Genomic DNA, 15,112 nt, shown 5'->3' with positions numbered 1-15,112 from the left:
TTGGCCCGTTGAACGGCGGCCCCTCCGGCCGCCGTTTGGTTTTGTAGGCCCAAAGCAGGGTTCTGTTGATGGCGACATCTCAAGCCGGCCGCGACTGGCTCAAGACGCTCTGGCCTGCATCGTTCAAAGGCGTGCCGTTCTTTTTCGAGCAGGACAAGGAGGAGGGCGGGCGCGGCCTGGTCGTGCACAGCTTCCCGAACCGGGATGATCCCTTTGTCGAGGATCTGGGTGAGGAGCCGCGGGTCTATTCAGGCTCGGCCTATGTGCATGGCGACAGCGCGGACGCGTTGGCGACGGCGCTCAAGGCGGCGCTGGCCTCGCGCGGCGCAGGCATCCTGGTGGTGCCGTATTTCGGGCCTGTCACGGTTCATTGCCAGAGCTTCGAGCGTGCGACGCAGCGCGATCAGATGGGCTATGTGGCCTTCGAGCTCAAATTCGTGCGCAAGGGCGCGGCATCGGGCCTGGTCTCGGTGCCGCTGCTGCAGAATGTCGGGTTCGTCGCGGCCGACGCTCTCGCGTCGGTGCTGGCGCAAACCTTCCCGGCGACGATCGCAACAGCCGGTAAGGCCGCGTTGGTGGTGGCGGCCGTCACCGATACGCTGTCCGAAGGTGCGGCGGCCCTCGATGTGATCAGGCAGAGCTATCCGGTCGATCCGAAGGCGTCGGCCGTGGTGCGGGACGCAGTCCCGCTGGTGGTCGGGAGCTTCGCGACTGGCATAACCAACGATGCCGTGCCTGGCGCCGCCGCGACCGCGGCGGTCGCCAGCCTCATTGGCCTCGTCAGGCAGACGATGGACGCGATGCCGGCGGTCTCGGCTGTGCGCGCGGCGCTCGAATTGGTGGCCTCATTCCCATCCGGCTCGGTTTCCGGCGCCGCCTATCTCACGCCGACGCAGAAGCTGGTGGCGGAGAATGCTGCGGCTGCAAGCCGTGCTGTCAGGCTTGCGGCACTGATCGCCTATGCCGAGGCGATCTTGCGCACGAGCTTTGCCGCGAGGCCCGATGGCGTGACCGCACGCGGCGAGGTCGCCGAACGCTTCGAGACCGAGCTCTATGAGACCGACGGGGCGGAAAACGCCGCGTTGTTCGTCGCCATCGAGGCTTTGCGCGACCGGGTGATCGACTGGCTCACGCGCACCATTGCCAATTTAGCGCCGGTGATCACGGTCGAGAGCAACCGGCAGCGCCCCTCGCTCGATCTCGCCTGGATCCTCTACGCCGATCCAACCCGCGCCGACGAGCTGGTCGCGCGCAACGCCGTCCGCAACCCGTTCCTGATGCCGCGTGAGATCACGGCGCTGTCGAGGTAGGCATGCTCAACGAGGAGGTCGTCACTGTCATTGCCGGCGGCCGGCAATGGACGGCGTGGCGGCGCGTGCTGGTGCGCGCCTCGTTCCAGGACGCAGCGCGGTCGTTCCAGATCGAGGCGGCGGCCGAGCCGGGCGGCGCGGCAACGGCCTGGACCTTCAAGGCAGGCACCGAGATCGACATCCTGTTCAACGGCTCGCTGGCCTGCCGGGGCTACGTCGATCGCTATCAGCCGAAGATTGGCCAGCACAAGCGGGCCGAGATCACCATCTCCGGCCGCTCGAAGTCGCAGGACTTCATCGATTCCAGCGCTGTGCACGATACCGGGCAGTTCAAGAGCAAGGACCCGCAGGAGATCGCGGCCACGCTCGACAAGTTCGACGTCGGCATTGCCGCTGACGTGCCGCTGACCAAGGTCCCGATCTATCGCATCACGCCCGGCGAGACCGCTTTCCGCTGCCTGGAAAAGCTCTGCCGGGAGCAGGGGGTGTTCGCGGTCGGCCAAGCCGACGGCTCGATCCTGATCACCAAGGGCGGCAGGAAGCGGCATGCCGGTGCCATTCTCGAAGGCGTCAACATGGAGGAGGGCGAGGCGGATCATAACTGGTCCGGCCGGCATTCCGACGTCATCGTGCGCGGCCAGAAGCCCTATGGGCACGGCGAGGATGCCTTGCAGATCGAGGGCATCGCGCGCGACGCCGAGGTCGGGCGCTATCGTCCGGTCATCGTGTTCCATGACGGCGACACCGACAAGGACCGCGCCAGGAAGCGAGCGCAGACGCGGCGCGACCGCGAGGCCGGCAACAGTCTTAAGGCCAGCGTCACCGTGCAGGGTTTTCGCGACGATGGCGGCGCGCTGTGGGAGCCGGGCGCGCTGATCTTCACGCAGAGCCAGTTCCTGGACGTCGCGCAGGATATGGCGATCGAGACCGTGACCTGGTCGCAGGATCGCACCGACGGCTCGCTGAGCGTGCTGTCGCTGGTCGATCCCCGCGCGCTCGGCGGCAGCGGCGCCAAGGGCGGCTCGTCCGGCGCGGCCTGGGGCTCGGATGCAGGGGAATGAGGGATGTGGATCTGGTTTCCGGAAGGCCAGGAGGGCCTGATTAGCACCCTGCGGCGCGCCTCGGTGCAGAAGACCGACGACAGCGGCACGCAGCAGATCCTCAAGAACATGACGGGGCTCAAGTCCGAGACGTTCGAGGACGTCTATCGGCCGCAGCCGCACGGCTTCTCCTCGCACGCGCCGAAGGGCTCCGAGGGGGTGTTCCTCGCGCTCGGCGGCCGCTCCGATCGGCTGCTCGCGCTCGGCTTCGAGCACAAGGATTTTCGGCCGAAGAACACGCCGGAAGGCGGGACCATCCTCTACAACCACACCGGCGACGTGGTCCGCGTCTTCAAGGATCAGCTCGAGGTCTTCCACACCAAGACGATCAAGCTGTCGATCGGCAAGGGCGTGAAGCAGTCCGACGACAGTCATTGCACGGTCGTCATGACGGCCGACGGCGTGACCGTCACCAGGGGGCAATCCTCGATCAAGGTCGAGGACGGCCAGATCACGCACACATCGCCGCATGTCGTCATCAAGTCGCCGAAGGTCGATCTCGGTGACATCGGCGGGACGCCGGTCGGCCTCTGCGGCGGCGGCTGCGCCACCAAGGTGTTTGCGGTTTAGAGAATGGCCAATGATGTCGTGATCCGCGTCGCCGAAGGCTGCGCCGCGGATAACAATGCGCTGTGGGATTCGGTTTGGGACCCGGCGCGCGGTGTCGCCGACTGGGCCATGGCCGAGCCCGACGAGACCAGCAATCACGGCGGCCTGCGCGCCAAGGCGGCGATCGACACCGCAGTGACCTTGCTGCTGTTCACCGACAAGCGGGTCGATCCCGATCATCCGCTCTACTTTCTCGCTGACGGCGACGCGCGAGGATGGTGGGGCGACGGCATCGACGTCCGCGCCGATCTCGACGAGGGGCCGCTCGGCTCGCATCTGTGGCTGCTGGAGCGCGCGCCGCTGACGATCCTTGGCCTGCCGGCCTCGCAATGGGCCGAGCAGTTCGCGCTGGAGGCCCTGGCGACACTGAGGGATCAGGGCGTCTGTGTGCGTATCGACGCGCAGGCGACCGCGAACGAGATCGAGGGCCGTATCGAGCTGGCCGTGGCGCTGTACGGCCGCGACGGGCTGCTCGTCTATGACCGCAAATTCGACGTGCTCTGGAGTCAGGTGGCGCGCTGATGTTCGCAATTCCGTCTCTCAAGGACTCGGTCGAGCGCGCCCGCACGGCTTTCCGCTCGTACCTTCCGGGCTCTGATGCCTGGATCTGGCCGAACAACATCAATCCGACGGCGAAAGTGTTCGGCGGCATCGAGCATCTATTGTTCGGCTTCGCCGACTACATCCAAAAGCAGAAATTCGCCCTGACCGCAGACTCGGAAAACCTCGATCTCCACGGCGAGGAGCTGGGGCTCGCGCGGCGGCCGGCAGCGCCTGCCAGCGGCGCGATCGTGATCACGACGGCGGACGCGCTCGCGGTCACTGCTGGTGCCGTGCTCACGCGATCCGACGGGACGCAATATCTGGCCACGGCCGGCGGGACGATCGGGGCCGCTGGCCCCTTGCGCGTGAGCGTTATCGCCGTGGCGGATGGCAAGGCCTCGAACGCGGTCGCCAACACGCCGCTCGATCTCACCTCGGGCTTCAGCGGCCCCGGCCTCGACGATGCGACAGCGGCCGTCGACAGCGGCGGCATCGCTGGCGGCCTCGACGTCGAGGACGACGAGACCTTCCGCGCCCGCATCCTGTTCCGCAAGCGCAACCCGCCGCATGGCGGCTCGGCGGCCGACTATGTGCTGTGGGCGAGCTCCGTCACCGGCGTGACCCGGGTCTTCGTCGAGCGGCTGTTCAACGGCCCTGGGACGGTACGTGTGTTCCCGCTGATGGACGATCTCTACGCCGACGGCATCCCGCAGCAGGCCGATATCGCCCGGGTCGCGGCCTATCTCGACACCGTGCAGCCGGCCGGCGCCCTGGTGACCGTGGCGGCACCCGTCGCGGTGCCCGTCAACATCGCAATTGGCGGCCTGCAGCCGTTCACCACGGACGTGCAGGAGGCGATTAAGGTCGAGCTGGCAGCGGCCTTCCGCCTCAACTCGCGCGTCGCCGGCAGTGATGCCGCGATCTCGACCATGCCCTATCTGGCGTCACCGACATCGTTCTCGCGGTCGTGGATCTGGCAGGCGATTGCGAACGCTGCCGGCGAAGCCCGCAGCCGCGTCGATGCACCGGAGGCGGACGCGGCGCTGTCGGCGGGGCAGATCGCGACGCTTGGAGGCGTTACCTTCTCGGCGACTTAGGCCGTGTGCCCAAGCGCTCAATGTCGGTTTCGCGCTGAAGCCGACCGAAGTTATGCGGCGATGCACTATGTCGCGAAGGGCCAACAATACAACTCTCATCAGAGCCCGGGACTATCCTCGCGAAGGGCGCTGCAGTGTCACCATACGCTTTGTCCTAAGGGCATTCCGGCAGTGCCAACAAGTTGTCGTTGTAGTAGCCATCGGCATAGGTCCGGACATACTTCCCGTTCGGGCCGTCGACCACGCCGACGTCAGCCCTCTTGCCGCCGACGAACGTAAAGAAGGTGTGGGTCCTGGTCTCGATCCAATCGATCACGCTTTGTCGCGTCCACTTACCTGTGGAGTTGCCGAGATGTGTGATGCCTTCGTGCGTGTTGTTTCTGGGTAGTTTATTTATGCAGGTCACTTGGACATCAGCCATCTCAAAATCTCCTTGGTTTCTAATGATCGCGCGAGCAGATTAGTATCGGCCGACAGATTCGACTTTTGGTAGTGTTTATTTATCCCCACAATTCACTGTCTAATCGATCGTCTGATTTGTTCCCAACGTCCGTGGGTCGCAAAGGTCTGCCTGGGGCATTTTCGACGGACTCCCCAGGACTGTCTGTCCGGTGGACGTAGGCTTCACTCCGTTAGCGTCGCCATCGGGTCCGCGGCCCGCTCCAACAAGCGCCGCTGATGATGACCTCGCCTTTCTCCAATCCAGCTTCAACTAGGCTGCAGCTGCGCGTTTTTGCGCCCATGCCCTAGCGGAACGTCCCCATGCCAACCTGTGAACAGACGCGGCCGGCACCACTGAGGTGCCCGACCGCGAACGAGGTCCTGCAATCGGTGCTGCAGCTGCTGCCGCGCGGGCGGGCCTGGCAGGCTAACGAAGGCGGCCCGCTGACGGGGTTAGTGCGGGCCTTCGATCCCAGCGTATTCGATGATCCGCCGTTCCAGGCGCGACGGCGGACCCAGAGCATTCTCTTGGGCTTCTGGCGCGCGATCGCCTCGGTCGTGACCTTCATTCTCGCGCGCTATTGCGACCTGCGGCTCGAGTTCTGGTGCGCGACGCACAAGGAGACGCATGATCTGTGGATGGCCGAATATGGTCTGCCGGATGCCTGCGATCCGTTCCCGGATCTCTGCACTAAGGTCGCGGCGATCGGCGGGACGCGCTGCGAGTATTACTCCGCCGTTGCGGCGCGGGCCGGATGGTCGATCACCTGCACTGATATAACCAACGACTGCGGCGGCTCGGCCGGTAATTTCCAGGCCGGCTGCAGCTGGCCGGGCGGTCAGATCGGCGGCGGCCGGCTTCTGATCATCGTCGATCTCGACGAGAGCCCCGCCTATGCGGCCCCGGCCGGGACGCTTCCTTACGCCGGACACCTGCAGGCCGGCAGCGGGCTGGCCTGCGAGCCGGACATCTCGCCACTCCAATGCATCCTCGATCGCGTCGCGCACGCGCATATCGAGATCACCTACCAGACCTCCGGGGGATAATCTGCGATGACCGACATTGTAGGGCCGGCGAACGCACCGAACACCGTGACGGCGCGGCCGGCGGAGACGCGCATCTTTGGTGCTGCTGACACCTGGTTTCAGGATTGCTCCAGCGGGACGGCCAATGACGGCACCCGCGTCATGGCGGCCTGGCTCAATGCCGTCATCGCGAGCCTGCGGCAGACGATCCGCGCCAACGGCAGCCTAATCGCCGGTGGTCCCGTGGTGTCCGAGGATAACTCGGATGCGATGTTCGCCAACGCGATCCAGTACCTGATCCAGCGCGGACAGCCGACCTATGGCGATGACACCGGCACGGCGAACAACGTCGTCGTGACGCTCAATCCGACGCCGAGAGAGTACAAGAAGGGCATGACGGTGGTCGCGACGATTGCGGCCAACAACAATGGCGCAAGCGTCATCAACGTCAACGGCCTCGGCGCCAAGGCGGTGACGCGCTCCGACGGCACCCCGCTGCAATGGGGTGATCTGCTCGCCGGCGCCATGCAGGCCTTCGTCTATGATGGCAGCAAGTTTCAGCTGGCGTGGCTGCAGCGGGTGCCGGGGCAGCCGATCTATCTGCAGGCCAGCCGGGACTATTTTGTCTCCAATTCCGGCTCGGACGGCAACGACGGCACGACGCTGCAGGCCGCCTGGGCGACGCTGCAATATGCCGCGAGCTTTCTGACCCGGTTCAATCTCAACGGCTACAGCATCAACGTCCACGTGGCTGACGGCACCTATGCCGCGGTGCGCCTGCCCAACATGGCGGGCTCCGGCTTCGTCCGGTGGATCGGCAACCATGCTGCGCCGTCGAACTGCACCATTGCCGGCAACGGCGTGACGGCGATCTCGGCGCAGAATTGCGGCGGTGCGCACTCCTTCGACGGCTTCCGCCTCACGGCGACCGGGGCCTACACCACTGATCCGATGTGCGGCGTCAACTGCTCCGGCAACGGAACGAACCTGACGCTCACCAACATCGATTGGAATGTCTGCAGCGGCTCGCACCTCGGGGTGACGCAGGCCGGCATCGTGACCTATGCCGGCAACATGATCGTGAGCGGCGCGCCGCAAGGTAGCAATCCCGGTCTGACCATCGGCTGCCACGTGTTCTGTGGCGACGGCGGCATCATCCAGATTCCGAGCCTGACGTCGGTCACGCTGACGATCACCGTGCCGATCACGCTCGGCAATGGCGGCGCCTGGATCGAGTGCTTCTATCTCGGCTTCTGCCAGATCGTTTACGCCGCGATCACCGGCGCCGGGAACGTCACCGGCAAGAAGTTCTTCGTCACGGGCAATGCGATCATCTCCGTCGCCGGGGCCGGCGATGGCCACTATCCCGGCACGGTCGCGGGCACGCGGCAATCCGGCGGCATCTACGAGTAGGGGGCGCGCGCATGCGTTATGATCCGACCAACTGGTATTGGCAGGCGAGCGACGGGCGCGTCCTGTCGAGCGCGGCGCGGGCCGTGGTCGCCGCGAATGATCCGACCTATCTGGCCTGGCTCGCCGCCGGCAACCGCGCCACGCCGTGGCCGGTTGATGCGGCCGGCGCGCAGACCACGGCGGCGCTGCAGGAGGTACTGACGCCGTTCGACGTCTTCGTCGACCTCAAAGCCTATGCCGCGTTCAAGCGCTACGCCAAGGAGACGGCGGGCACGACCGTCAATGGCGTGACCTATCTCACCGATCGCGAGACGCAATCGAAGATGTCGGCAGCAGTGCTGCTGGCGCAGGTCAATTCCGCGGCAACCTTCAAATGGAAGGTCGCCGACGGCTCGTTCGTGACGCTCGATGCAGCGACGATGATCACGGTCGCGACCGCCGTCGGCAGCTACATCCAGCAGTGCTTCGCGGCCGAAGCGATGCTGGTCACTGGCATCAATGCCGGGACCATCACCAAATTCGAGCAGGTCGACGCGGCGTTCGCTTAAGCGCTGCGAGCAGGGGGCTGGGCTCCGATGAGCATCAAGCACAAGAAGACGGTCTTCGCCGAGGACGGCACCGATCCGAACACGGTGCATCCGTCGGACTGGAACGACGAGCATGTGATCGACGGGCTGCTCGGGCTGTTCGCAGCGCTTGCGGTGAGACCGAACGCATTTCCCTGCGTCGCAGCTGATGGCTCGGGCGCCCTGGCGTCGATCTCGGCGCCGGCCCTGGCCATGCTGTCCAAGGCCACGGCGGCAGCGATGTTGGAGGCGCTCGGCGGCGTCGGCCCGGCCAGCCCCGCCTTCAGCGGCGCGCCGACGGCGCCGACGGCGGCGCTCGGCACCAACACCGACCAGATCGCCACCATGGCGGCCTTGCAGGCCATGCGCGCCGACCTGGTCAACTCCGCGCCGAGCACGCTCGACACACTCAACGAGCTGGCCAACGCGCTCGGGTCCGATCCGAATTTCGCGGCCACGGTCACGACGGCGCTCGCCAACCGGCTCCGTGTCGACGCGGCGCAGGCGTTCACGGCCGCGCAGAAGGCGCAGGCCGTCGCCAACCTGGCGCTGGCGGCCGTCGCCGTCTCCGGCGCCTATGCCGATCTCATCGGAAAGCCAGCCCTCGCGACGGTCGCGACGTCGGGGGCGTATTCCGACTTGAGCGCCAGGCCGTCGCTGGGCACGGCTGCCGCGCTCAATGCCGGCACCGGCGCAAGCCAGGTGGTGCAGCTCGACGCCAATGGCAGGCTGCCCGCGGTCGATGGCTCGCAGCTCACCAATATCGGGGGCTCTGTGAGCTATACCGCGGCGCAGGCGCTGACCGACGCGCAGCGGCTGCAGGCGCTGGCCAACCTCGGCGCGCCCATCGCGTGCGGCCGGCTGCTCTATTCCAGCGCCACGGCGCTGTCATATCCGCCGTACAAGGGGGATCTGCTCAAGGTCGGCGGCCAGCTCTATCGCATCCCCGTCACCGGCATTGCCGGGCTCGGCAATGCCGGGGTGTACGTCAATGGCGTGGCCGGGCAGAACCTGGCGGCCGGGACGATTTACTACGTCTACGCCTTCGCCAACAACGGCGTTCTCACCGGGGATTTCTCCACCACCTCGCACGCGACGAGCACGACGGCCGGCAATGTCGGCACCGAGATCAAGAGCGGTGACGATACGCGCAGCCTGATCGGCATGGCCTATACCAACGCCAGCGGACAGTTTCAGCAGTCGGCACTCGTGCGGGGGGTGATCACCTGGTTCAATCGGCGATCGTATGTGTTGACGACGGCGAGCGGAAACTATGCGACGTCCACAGCCTATTTCTCGGAGGTGAGCACCAGCCTGCGGCTTTACTTCCTGGTGTGGCGCGATGAGCCGGACGTGACGGTCTCGGCGGCCAGCGATCTGACCTATACCGATCAATGCAACGCCGGCATCGGCGTCGGCATCGATGGCACGGCACCGTTGCCGGGCTATGGGGTTCCGCTGTTGAACAACAGCAATCACAACTGGGTATCGGCGCCGACGGCCGCGGCGGGCCTGTCCGAGGGGCTGCATTACGCGACTGTGCTTGGCGGCACCAATGCCGGAACGCTCACCTACAACAATGCGGCCCTTACCCTGAGGGCGACCGGCTAGGCCGTTGCTTCAAATCGAACGGAGCGAGGCTTGCTCGATTTCCGCAATGCGCCGATGGCGACGGCGCATTGCACGACAGAGAATGTCGCGATGGGTTATCAGCAAGCGTTCGGCACGTTGCGATCCGCCTCGCAGGTTAGAAGAAAATTGAGAGAAGAGCCAGGACAACAGCTACCCAAAAAGCGGCATGTTCTATGTAGGTCCAATACTCGGCCTTGATCCCCTTAAATTTGAAGGGCCCTATCGGTGACGCCCAAAAAGTGGTGTAGCCGCTGTATCCGGGAATACTGCTGGCGATCGTGCCGCCAGCAACGCCGGCTATGCAAATGCAGATGACCGAGGCAAACAACAATTTAGGATTAAACTTGAATGGGACTTTATCGCTGGCCGAGACAAGCCCACCAAAGATTGTCGCTACGGTCGTGTAAAGCCCGATATGGAATTTGGTATAGTCGAACAACAGCTTCAGCTGTTCAAACTCTCGATCTGCTTCCATGATTACCTGCCCATAGACTTTGCTGTCCTTTCGCAGCATATCAGATCGGCAAGATGCCGTAAGCGCGTAAATTGTCGATTGCGCAATCTGTGCGATAGTGTCTTTCTCCTCTTTGCGAAAGTCGCGACAGGCAGATCCGACGGGTAATATAAACGTCAGGGTGCGGTGTCCTGAAAGCGGAAGCTTGCGATCAGGGCAGGGCCGTTTTCTTTCAATTGCAGTGTCGGAGACGTGAAGCATGCGATCGGTCATCGCAGCGAACGCGCGCGCGTTGGCGCGCGAGAGCCATCGGGGGGCGCTGTGATGGCGACGCCGCTCGATCAGGGGGCGCTCACGCAGGAGGTGATGAACCTCAAGGATGGGCATGCCGAATTGCGGAAAGAGTTCCGCATTCTCGACACCAAGATGGACAACGGCTTTGCGCTGCTGTCGCAGAAGCTGGACACGCGGAGCAAGATCGATTGGGCGCCGATCAGCATCCTCGTCGGCTTCCTCCTGAGCATCGGCGGCGCGCTCTATTGGCCGGTGCGCGAGGCTCAATCGAGAACCGAGGCGCAGATCGAGAACATGCGGCGCGAGGACGAGGCGCGGGTGGTCAAGCTCTGGGACGAGCATAACCGCATCGCGCGCGATCTCGCTTATCTGCAGGGGCAGATGCATCCGCTGCCGAAGCCGTGAGGGCAGGGCGGCCCGACAAGACCAGACCGGCAAACTCGGCGTGCCAGCCCGATCGCCTGCGGCGTCGGATCCCTAACCATCGATAGAAGGTGATTTGATCCTTGCCAGGACGTGCCTTGTCCGTGGCGGGGGCCGGAGCGCGCCAACGCTCCAAACCGCGGGTCCTGCGTCAACAAGCCCCGCCCGACTGCAGATCGCTCAACGCCGGCCCGCCTAACGGGAGATTTAGCGCGCGGCAGGTTTCGAAAACGTTGAGTGAAATTCCATGAGAGAAGAGAAGCGGGCGGTTGCGCCCGTTCGGCCCGCCGCGGCCTATATCGGGGGCAAGCGGCGCCTCGGCGAGCTGCTGGCGCGGCGCATCGAGGCGATCCATCACGACACCTATGCCGAGCCGTTCATCGGCATGGGCGGCGTGTTTTTCCGCAGACGCTGGGCGCCGCGCCGCGAGGTCATCAACGATGTCTCGCGCGACGTCGTCACGCTGTTCCGGATTTTGCAACGGCATTATCCGCAATTTCTGGAGACGCTGAAGTTCCAGGTGACGTCGCGCGCGGAGTTCGAGCGCCTAGCCGCGGCCAATTCCGACACGCTGACCGATCTGGAGCGGGCCGCGCGTTTCCTGTACCTGCAGCGCCTGGCTTTCGGCGGCAAGGTCGCGGGGCGCAATTTCGGTGTCGAGCCGACCGGCTCGGCGCGCTTCGACGTCACCAAGCTCGGCCCGCTGCTCGAAGCCATTCATGAACGCCTCGGCGGCGTGGTCATCGAATGCCTGTCCTGGGCCGACTTCATCGCGCGCTACGACGGACCTGGCACGCTGTTCTATCTCGATCCACCCTATTGGGGCTGCGAGGCAGACTACGGCGCCGGCGTATTCTCGCGAGACGATTTCGCGCGCCTGGCACAGCGGCTCGGCAGCATCGCCGGCAAGTTCATGCTTTCGGTCAACGACGTGCCGGAGACGCGCGAGGTCTTCGCGGACTATGCGATCGAAGCCGTGACGACCCGCTACACGATCTCGGGCCAATGGTCCGACGTCGCCGAGATCCTGGTCACCGGCCCGTCGCCGGACCGCTTCGCGATCGCGCCGGATCTGTTGTCGCTGGTATGACGGCGCGTTGGCTTGATGGCTGCGCAGGAGACACTCGGGGAGGCGGGAGCGCCGCCTCGATGTCTTTCTGCTCGACAGGCTGGTCGGCAGCCTCGCCGGCCAGAAATTCGGCATCAAGCCGGTCAAACCGGAGCCGGGTCTTCCTTCGCAGTTCCGCGCGCGACGATCCTCAGCTCGTGGTCAGCTAACGGCCGCTGCAGCACCTTGGCCTCGTCCCACGGCGCGCGCACCCAGACATCATGCTCCTCGGCCGTCGTCAGGATGACTGGCATGGCCTTGGGGTGGATCGGCGCTACAAGGGAATTCGGCTCGGTGGTCAGGAAGCCATAGAGGTCGCATGTGATCTCGCCCTCCTTGAGCTTGCGCACGCTCGTCCAATTGGTCCACAGCCCGGCGAAGCAGAGCAGGGGCCGGCTGTCGTCGGCCGCAAACCAGACCGGCACTTTCTTGCCGTCGACTGTGTCGTACTCGCTGAACGAGGTGAATGGCACCAGGCAGCGGTTCGCGGGCGTCAGCCAGCGCTTCCAATGGGCGCTGTTGACGTTGCGGATGTTGGTGGTGCCGCTGTCGGGCTCCATGCGCAGCAGCTCTTTGAAGTCGACCGGCTTGCCCTTCTCCTCGAGTTTCGCCGCGCGGCGCTTGGTCGCGTCCATGAGCGCCTTCTGCGACGACGGCATGCCCCAGCGCGCCATGGCCAGCTCACGTCCATCAGCGCCGTTGCGCACGATCGGTGCGGGGTAGTCGGGGAAGATGCCTGGCATGACCGGCAGGTTGCCGGTGCGGTCGTTCTCAGGCGCGATGCTGAACAGGCGCCGGATCGCGTCGACGTTCTTGGTCATGGAGTAGAGATTGCACATTGGCTGTCAGCTCTTACGGACACGGCTGGGCTCCGGATCCGGTGCCGCGCACGTCAACCGCAGGATATGTGCGCGCTGCCGGCCCCAGCGCCGCTTCTCGCTGCATGGTTCGCAATAGAGCGCGGCCTCGAGCTTCCAGATTGGTGTCGCCGGTGGGCGGTCTAGCGCGCGCAGGGCGACCAGCGAGATCCTCCGGCAGCGGTTGCACTTGGCTTCGAGCAGATCGAAGCCGGAGTTGAGGGCCATCTCGATCGTCGGGTTGGCCTGCGGCTCGCCGGCGGCCGGCATCGCCGGACCGCCGGCCCACATGATCGCGTTCCAGGCCTCGCACTCCAGGCGGTCGGCCTCGCGCAGTTTCTGCGCGGCCGCGCTGCGGATCAGCTGCGACTGGACAAAATAGCTGTCGTGCAGCCCGTGCGCGTTCCGTACGCCCTTGGCCTGAGCCTTGCGGTCGCCACCTGAGAGCGGGATTTGGATGACGCGCGGAGACATAGCACGATCATTTCTGAGATCGGATCGCAAGGGAAGCCGCTAGGTTTGGATGCTGCGCGCGTTCAATCTACCATGTGCTGAGGTTCGCCAGCCCACCCTCGCGGCAAAACACCGACACCCGGTGCCCGGCGTTCGCCTCTGAAACGCGACCCGCGACCATTGGTTGACAGCGGCGCGCGCGCTCGCCAAAGTTCAATAAAAAATAGGGGGGGGCGACTCAGCCGACGAAGTGCACCGCAGCAGCGCGCGGGCGCCTCCTAGTTTCCGCCGGGAGGGGCTGGAATGACGACGGAGGTCGCGGTTCTAAACAAATTCGGTGTCGCACTGGCGGCGGATAGCGCCGTTACCGTCGAGACGTACGTCAACTCTCGAACGCAGCGGAAGGTTCACAACACGGCTAACAAGCTTTTCACTCTCTCGAAGTTCGAGCCTGTCGGCATAATGCTGTACAACTCGGTGACGCTCGGTGGCGTGCCGTGGGAAACATGGATCAAGCTGTATCGCAAGCAGCTTCATCGGACTAAGTTTGACCGGCTCGAGCAATACGCGAATGACTTTTTTAATTGGTTGAATACCGCTGCTCCATTCGACCCAGATCAGACGGAGCGCATCGTCGGCAGCAATCTGATTAGTGCGTTTGTTGCCCTTAGGGATGGGGTCAAGACGAAAGCAGCTTTTGCCGCAGCTTTGAATAAAGGGATCGCAACCCTTCAAAAAGAAAAGGACGTTCCTGGCTTCGATGAGGCCACGCGAAGCCAGATTCTCTCCACCTACCGCACAGTAATCAACGAGTGCGCGAATCTCTGCTTTAAGGCCTCGTACATGGCCGGGCACAAGCGCCAGATCTCGGACTATGTCGCCCTTCTGCTTACAAAGCAAAAGCGACTCGAAAACTATTCTGGTATCGTTGTTGCAGGCTTCGGCGATTCTGAGGTGCTGCCGGCTCTTCGTGAATATGTCGTCGATATTGTTGTCTGTGGAAAGGTGCGCTTCTGGTTGAGTGAGGCAAAGGAGATCACTGCCTCGAACGCAAGCGAGGTAGTGCCACTGGCTGATGACGAAGTTATCAGGACTCTCATCGAGGGCATTAGCCCAAGATTCGAGCAGACGATCCTGACAAGTGCAATAAGTTTGATCGTCTCGTTGCCTGAAAAAATTCTGAATCCCGTAACTGAGCTCACTCAAGCACAGAAGCAGAAATACTCAACGGACGCACGAAAGTCTCTGCCGCAGCATTTCCGTGAGTTTTACAAGAAAATGACGGACCACCGGTCTGAGAATTATACGAGCCCGATTAGGCAAGCTATCGCGAGCCTTTCGCTAAGCGATCTCAGCGCGGTAGCGGAAACCTTTCTGGGAGCTTCTCAAATCCAAAAACGAGTTAACCCCGACCTGGAAACGGTAGGCGGTCCGGTCGACGTTGCCGTGATCTCGAAAGGCGACGGTTTCGTGTGGGTAAAACGGAAACATTATTTTGAGGAGCGGATTAACCCATCGTTCCGACAGAGGTATCTAGAACAATGACAGCGCCAGCCATGAGGGCGAGGGACCGCGCCATGTCGACCCCTGAGAAACCTAAGACTGACGACATTGATCGCTTGTTCGAGCGAGCCGCCGCTGAGGCTGGCGCAGGGACCGAAGGGATCGTGCGTGAGTTCCTGGCGGGTTTCGAAAAGGATTATCGCGCGCAGATCCTCCAGCGGAAGCGTGAGGCAGCCACAAAAGACTCTCAGCCTCGCTGAATGGCCAAAGAGCTGAGCAAATT

17 protein-coding genes are annotated in these 15,112 nt (G+C 63.9%); 13 read left to right on the top strand and 4 right to left on the bottom strand.

What is annotated here, in order from left to right; translation table 11 throughout:
- Positions 1-68: 68 nt before the first annotated feature.
- From QX010_RS19995 to QX010_RS19975, 5 genes are read left to right on the top strand one after another with little or no spacing between them, the layout of a single operon-like run.
- The gene (locus tag QX010_RS19995; protein ID WP_316181381.1) at positions 69-1,310 is read left to right on the top strand and encodes a DNA circularization N-terminal domain-containing protein; all 1,242 of its coding nucleotides are present in this window, start codon (positions 69-71) and stop codon (positions 1,308-1,310) included.
- A gap of 2 nt (positions 1,311-1,312) precedes the next feature.
- A complete protein-coding gene (locus QX010_RS19990) occupies positions 1,313-2,371 on the top strand; it encodes a phage baseplate assembly protein (RefSeq protein ID WP_316181379.1) in 1,059 nt (352 codons plus the stop codon).
- 3 nt (positions 2,372-2,374) lie between these two features.
- The gene (locus QX010_RS19985; RefSeq protein WP_316181377.1) at positions 2,375-2,980 is read left to right on the top strand and encodes a phage baseplate assembly protein; all 606 of its coding nucleotides are present in this window, start codon (positions 2,375-2,377) and stop codon (positions 2,978-2,980) included.
- 3 nt (positions 2,981-2,983) lie between these two features.
- Entirely contained in the window at positions 2,984-3,541 is a 558-nt protein-coding gene (locus QX010_RS19980) for a phage GP46 family protein (RefSeq protein WP_316181375.1), read from the top strand.
- The gene (locus QX010_RS19975; RefSeq protein WP_316181373.1) at positions 3,541-4,659 is read left to right on the top strand and encodes a baseplate J/gp47 family protein; all 1,119 of its coding nucleotides are present in this window, start codon (positions 3,541-3,543) and stop codon (positions 4,657-4,659) included. The genes QX010_RS19980 and QX010_RS19975 overlap by 1 nt, the downstream gene beginning before the upstream one ends.
- Positions 4,660-4,813: 154 nt before the next feature.
- On the opposite strand, the gene QX010_RS19970 is transcribed toward QX010_RS19975, so the two are convergent.
- The gene (locus QX010_RS19970; RefSeq protein WP_316181372.1) at positions 4,814-5,080 is read right to left on the bottom strand and encodes a DUF3892 domain-containing protein; all 267 of its coding nucleotides are present in this window, start codon (positions 5,078-5,080) and stop codon (positions 4,814-4,816) included.
- Between the two features lie 341 nt (positions 5,081-5,421).
- Between QX010_RS19970 and QX010_RS19965 the strand changes: the two genes are divergently transcribed.
- The 4 genes from QX010_RS19965 to QX010_RS19950 are packed head-to-tail and all read left to right on the top strand — an operon-like array spanning position 5,422 to position 9,716.
- Positions 5,422-6,147 (top strand): hypothetical protein, encoded by a 726-nt coding sequence (locus QX010_RS19965; protein WP_316181370.1) that lies wholly within the window; start codon positions 5,422-5,424, stop codon positions 6,145-6,147.
- Positions 6,148-6,153: 6 nt separating this feature from the next.
- On the top strand, positions 6,154-7,539 hold the full coding sequence (locus tag QX010_RS19960; RefSeq protein WP_316181368.1) for a hypothetical protein: 1,386 nt from the start codon (positions 6,154-6,156) through the stop codon (positions 7,537-7,539).
- A gap of 11 nt (positions 7,540-7,550) precedes the next feature.
- Positions 7,551-8,087 (top strand): DUF4376 domain-containing protein, encoded by a 537-nt coding sequence (locus tag QX010_RS19955; RefSeq protein ID WP_316181366.1) that lies wholly within the window; start codon positions 7,551-7,553, stop codon positions 8,085-8,087.
- A gap of 27 nt (positions 8,088-8,114) precedes the next feature.
- On the top strand, positions 8,115-9,716 hold the full coding sequence (locus tag QX010_RS19950; protein ID WP_316181364.1) for a hypothetical protein: 1,602 nt from the start codon (positions 8,115-8,117) through the stop codon (positions 9,714-9,716).
- 136 nt (positions 9,717-9,852) lie between these two features.
- Here the strand turns inward: QX010_RS19950 and QX010_RS19945 are convergent, their stop codons facing one another.
- Positions 9,853-10,464: a hypothetical protein gene (locus QX010_RS19945; RefSeq protein WP_316181362.1), complete on the bottom strand. Its 612-nt coding sequence runs from the start codon at positions 10,462-10,464 to the stop codon at positions 9,853-9,855.
- A gap of 51 nt (positions 10,465-10,515) precedes the next feature.
- Between QX010_RS19945 and QX010_RS19940 the strand changes: the two genes are divergently transcribed.
- A complete protein-coding gene (locus QX010_RS19940; RefSeq protein WP_315728971.1) occupies positions 10,516-10,890 on the top strand; it encodes a hypothetical protein in 375 nt (124 codons plus the stop codon).
- 265 nt (positions 10,891-11,155) lie between these two features.
- Entirely contained in the window at positions 11,156-11,998 is an 843-nt protein-coding gene (locus tag QX010_RS19935) for a DNA adenine methylase (RefSeq protein WP_316181360.1), read from the top strand.
- 122 nt (positions 11,999-12,120) lie between these two features.
- Here QX010_RS19935 and QX010_RS19930 read toward each other — a convergent pair whose 3' ends face one another.
- Complete coding sequence (locus QX010_RS19930) at positions 12,121-12,855, bottom strand: SOS response-associated peptidase (protein WP_316181358.1); 735 nt, start codon at positions 12,853-12,855, stop codon at positions 12,121-12,123.
- A gap of 6 nt (positions 12,856-12,861) precedes the next feature.
- On the bottom strand, positions 12,862-13,377 hold the full coding sequence (locus QX010_RS19925) for a hypothetical protein (protein WP_316181356.1): 516 nt from the start codon (positions 13,375-13,377) through the stop codon (positions 12,862-12,864).
- Between the two features lie 252 nt (positions 13,378-13,629).
- Between QX010_RS19925 and QX010_RS19920 the strand changes: the two genes are divergently transcribed.
- Both QX010_RS19920 and QX010_RS19915 read left to right on the top strand, forming a co-directional pair.
- Positions 13,630-14,871: a hypothetical protein gene (locus tag QX010_RS19920; RefSeq protein WP_316181354.1), complete on the top strand. Its 1,242-nt coding sequence runs from the start codon at positions 13,630-13,632 to the stop codon at positions 14,869-14,871.
- A gap of 32 nt (positions 14,872-14,903) precedes the next feature.
- Positions 14,904-15,089 (top strand): hypothetical protein, encoded by a 186-nt coding sequence (locus QX010_RS19915; protein WP_316181352.1) that lies wholly within the window; start codon positions 14,904-14,906, stop codon positions 15,087-15,089.
- Positions 15,090-15,112: the final 23 nt, after the last annotated feature.

The organism is Bradyrhizobium sp. SZCCHNRI1009 (assembly GCF_032487575.1).
Lineage (GTDB): Bacteria > Pseudomonadota > Alphaproteobacteria > Rhizobiales > Xanthobacteraceae > Bradyrhizobium.
The sequence above is the reverse complement of the archived record's forward strand: the minus strand, read 5'-3'. Positions and strand labels throughout refer to the sequence as shown.

Coding starts and splice junctions, on each gene's coding strand:
- QX010_RS19920 (WP_316181354.1), top strand. CDS start 13,630: ATGACGACGGAGGTCGCGGTTCTAAACAAATTCGGTGTCGCACTGGCG.
- QX010_RS19970 (WP_316181372.1), bottom strand. CDS start 5,080: ATGGCTGATGTCCAAGTGACCTGCATAAATAAACTACCCAGAAACAAC.
- QX010_RS19915 (WP_316181352.1), top strand. CDS start 14,904: ATGTCGACCCCTGAGAAACCTAAGACTGACGACATTGATCGCTTGTTC.
- QX010_RS19975 (WP_316181373.1), top strand. CDS start 3,541: ATGTTCGCAATTCCGTCTCTCAAGGACTCGGTCGAGCGCGCCCGCACG.
- QX010_RS19955 (WP_316181366.1), top strand. CDS start 7,551: ATGCGTTATGATCCGACCAACTGGTATTGGCAGGCGAGCGACGGGCGC.
- QX010_RS19995 (WP_316181381.1), top strand. CDS start 69: ATGGCGACATCTCAAGCCGGCCGCGACTGGCTCAAGACGCTCTGGCCT.
- QX010_RS19965 (WP_316181370.1), top strand. CDS start 5,422: ATGCCAACCTGTGAACAGACGCGGCCGGCACCACTGAGGTGCCCGACC.
- QX010_RS19945 (WP_316181362.1), bottom strand. CDS start 10,464: ATGACCGATCGCATGCTTCACGTCTCCGACACTGCAATTGAAAGAAAA.
- QX010_RS19950 (WP_316181364.1), top strand. CDS start 8,115: ATGAGCATCAAGCACAAGAAGACGGTCTTCGCCGAGGACGGCACCGAT.
- QX010_RS19930 (WP_316181358.1), bottom strand. CDS start 12,855: ATGTGCAATCTCTACTCCATGACCAAGAACGTCGACGCGATCCGGCGC.
- QX010_RS19940 (WP_315728971.1), top strand. CDS start 10,516: ATGGCGACGCCGCTCGATCAGGGGGCGCTCACGCAGGAGGTGATGAAC.
- QX010_RS19990 (WP_316181379.1), top strand. CDS start 1,313: ATGCTCAACGAGGAGGTCGTCACTGTCATTGCCGGCGGCCGGCAATGG.
- QX010_RS19985 (WP_316181377.1), top strand. CDS start 2,375: ATGTGGATCTGGTTTCCGGAAGGCCAGGAGGGCCTGATTAGCACCCTG.
- QX010_RS19935 (WP_316181360.1), top strand. CDS start 11,156: ATGAGAGAAGAGAAGCGGGCGGTTGCGCCCGTTCGGCCCGCCGCGGCC.
- QX010_RS19960 (WP_316181368.1), top strand. CDS start 6,154: ATGACCGACATTGTAGGGCCGGCGAACGCACCGAACACCGTGACGGCG.
- QX010_RS19980 (WP_316181375.1), top strand. CDS start 2,984: ATGGCCAATGATGTCGTGATCCGCGTCGCCGAAGGCTGCGCCGCGGAT.